General features: G+C 38.2%; 2 protein-coding genes and 1 pseudogene. All 3 read left to right on the top strand.

The features are described 5' to 3' along the window. Positions 1-752 (top strand): annotated as a pseudogene (locus ACIQ32_RS11765) (gliding motility protein RemB); the annotation flags it as partial. A gap of 225 nt (positions 753-977) precedes the next feature. Next, the gene (cyoE, locus tag ACIQ32_RS11760; RefSeq protein WP_396195873.1) at positions 978-1,880 is read left to right on the top strand and encodes a heme o synthase; all 903 of its coding nucleotides are present in this window, start codon (positions 978-980) and stop codon (positions 1,878-1,880) included. Between the two features lie 10 nt (positions 1,881-1,890). Then, positions 1,891-2,469: a heme-copper oxidase subunit III gene (locus ACIQ32_RS11755; protein ID WP_396195872.1), complete on the top strand. Its 579-nt coding sequence runs from the start codon at positions 1,891-1,893 to the stop codon at positions 2,467-2,469. The last annotated feature ends 77 nt before the right edge of the window (positions 2,470-2,546 follow it).

Genomic DNA, 2,546 nt, shown 5'->3' with positions numbered 1-2,546 from the left:
GCGGGTTTGACATGAGTTTTGTGAATCCGTTGATTTTTTATCGTTCGGTAGAATTTGCTTCCTCTTCTCGAAGCGGCAATGCTATGTTGGGCTTGACCTCTAAATACAAATGGAACAACCAAATTCAGTTTTACGGGCAGTTTTTGTTGGATGAGTTTTCGTTGGAAGATGTCCGTTCGGGCAATAAGAGTTGGAAAAATAAATTCGGATATCAGTTAGGAGCCAAATATTTCAATGCTTTCAAGATTAAGAATCTATTGTTGCAGGCGGAGTACAATGCAGTTCGTCCTTATGTATATGCACACAGTGAGGCACTTACCAATTACGGTCACAATAACCAGAGTTTAGGACACCAATGGGGCGGCAATTTCAGAGAATTTATTGCCATAGCCCGTTACCATAACGGCCGTTATTTTGCCGATGCTAAAATTACGTTAGGGACTCGTGGTTTGGATATTAACAACAACACCAACAGTTTTAATTACGGAAGCGATATTTACCGCGATTACGACGATCAACGACCTTTTGATTCAGGAGTAGTGGTTGGACAAGGCAACAAAACCGATGTGTTTATAGCCGATTTACAAGCCGGTTATCTAATCAATCCTGCCACTAATATGAAACTTTACGGAAGCTTGATTTACAGAAACTTTACGCCGTCAACCGAGACCTTCTTGGCAGTTAAAGAAAGCACTACTTGGTTTTCTGTCGGCTTGCGATGTGATATTTTCAACTGGTATTTTGACTATTAGCGGTTAGTTAGTGGGGCGTTTTTTGATAGATTCCCAACACGCCATTCGCTTACTCTTTTAGCCCCGATTGGAGTCGGCTACCTTGTAGCGCGGAAAGCGGGAACAAGGTTGGCAAATACACAGCTGACATTCGCTTCAACAACTGCTAAATCTGAAATTTATCTTTAATATTTTTTTGTCAAATCGTTTTCTATAAAGTACCTTTGCACGAGCTTTAAATTAAGGATGAACGCGACGGCTACTACTTTTTCAATCAAACAAATGGCAACTGATTTTAAAGAAATCACTAAGGCAGGTTTAGCTATTAGTGTTGTTTTTTCTTCTATAGCCGGATATTTGTTGGGTGTTGAAGATTTTGATAGTTTGCAATGGTCAACTTTGTTCATGTTAGCGATTGGCGGTTATTGTATGGTTGGCGCTTCTAATGCGTTTAATCAAGTCATTGAAAAAGATTTAGATGCCTTGATGGATCGCACTAAAAACCGTCCGGTAGCTTCAGGGAGAATGGCGCCAAATCAAGCACTGTTTGCGGCCAGTTTGCTCACTATAGTCGGATTGATTTTGTTGTATATGATTAATCCGAAATCTGCCATGTTTGGTGCGATCTCCATTTTTTTATACACCAGTATTTATACGCCATTGAAAACTGTAACACCGCTTTCGGTTTTTGTTGGTGCTTTTCCGGGCGCTATTCCTTTTATGTTAGGCTGGGTAGCCGCTACAAATCATTTTGGGATTGAAGCCGGAACGCTTTTTTTAATACAATTTTTTTGGCAGTTCCCACATTTTTGGGCCATAGGTTGGTTTTTGTATGAAGATTATGAAAAAGCAGGTTTCTTTATGTTGCCAACAGGTAAAAAAGATACTTCAACAGCTTTACAGACTATTTTATATTCGGTTTGGTTGCTCGTGGCTTCTTTATTGCCTTGTTTAGGTTACACAGGAAAATTGTTTATTTCTCCTGTTGCGGCAGGAATCGTATTTTTGTTGGGGATTTGGATGGTTTTTTATGCGATAAAATTATATCAATTGAGAACAGCCAAAGCCGCACGAACACTAATGTTGGTTAGTGTTTCTTATATTACATTATTACAAATAGTTTACATCACGGATAAATTTTTAAGATAGTATGGCAACAATGATGTCGATAGATGAACACCAAGCCAGAAAGGCACGTTCCCAAAAGTTACTATTGTGGTTTGCTATGGCCAGCATGACCATGATGTTTGCCGGAATCACCAGTGCTTTTGTGGTGAGTAAGTCGAGAGAAGATTGGATGAAAGATTTTCAATTTCCCACAGCTTTTTATTTTAGTACTTTGGCTATAGTGCTTTGTAGTGTAACTTTTCATTTGGCGAAGAATGCCATTCAAAAAGACAATCGAGGTTTAGTTTCTGCATTGCTTTTAGTTACATTAGGGTTGGCAATAGCGTTTGTGGCTTTGCAGTTTGCAGGTTTTGGTCAGCTCATTGAACAAGGGTATTATTTTACCGGACCGGAAAGCAATATTGCAACTACTTTCCTATATGTCATAGCAGTGGTTCACTTGGCGCACTTGGCAGGAGGAATTATTTCGCTTTTAATTATAATTTATAATCATTTTAAACAAAAATACAATTCAACTCAATTCCTTGGCATTGAGCTAGGTGCGATGTATTGGCACTTTCTTGATTTCTTATGGATTTGTTTGTTTTTATTTTTATATTTCTTTAAATAAGAAAAAAAATCTAAATTTGGGAACTTTTTAACTAATAACTTTTATGGGAGCTACAGTTACTACTGCAAATACAAACG

Origin of the sequence: Flavobacterium sp. (assembly GCF_044373165.1) — a bacterium.
In the GTDB taxonomy this organism is placed as follows: Bacteria; Bacteroidota; Bacteroidia; order Flavobacteriales; family Flavobacteriaceae; genus Flavobacterium.
The sequence above is the reverse complement of the archived record's forward strand: the minus strand, read 5'-3'. Positions and strand labels throughout refer to the sequence as shown.